Raw genomic sequence first — 545 nt, forward strand, 5'->3', positions numbered from 1 at the left:
TTTCTCTTTGTCGTTTAGCTGATATTCTAAAATGACTTCTGAATAATCAAATTCTGCTTTTCTAAGGATAGACTGGATTCGGGCGTAGGTGTATTGGATAAAAGGCCCTGTATTGCCCTGGAAATCGACTGATTCTTCAGGATTGAAAAGTATCTTTTTTCGCGGATCAACCTTAAGGATGTAATATTTTAAAGCTCCAAGACCAATGATCCTGTAGAGTTCCTCCTTTTCGGCTTCAGAATAGCCGTCAAGTTTTCCAAGCTCTTCAGAGATCTTTCGGGCGGTGGCAGTCATTTCTTCAATAAGATCATCGGCGTCTACAACGGTACCTTCCCTACTCTTCATTTTTCCACTGGGGAGATCCACCATTCCGTAGCTAAGGTGATAGAGATTCTGTGCCCATTCGTAACCCAGCTTTTTCAGGATCAAAAACAGTACTTTGAAGTGATAATCCTGCTCGTTTCCTACGGTATAAACCATCCCGTTAATATGAAAATCCTCCACTCTTTGAATGGCTGTGCCAATGTCCTGAGTCATGTAAACGG

1 protein-coding gene is annotated in these 545 nt (G+C 41.8%); it reads right to left on the reverse strand.

Annotated elements, in window-relative coordinates:
- Positions 1 to 545, reverse strand: a 545-nt coding sequence (gene argS / locus HC175_RS17030; protein WP_168139527.1) for an arginine--tRNA ligase domain-containing protein, incomplete at both ends; no start/stop codon positions are given.

It is taken from the genome of Salinimicrobium oceani, from assembly GCF_012037645.1.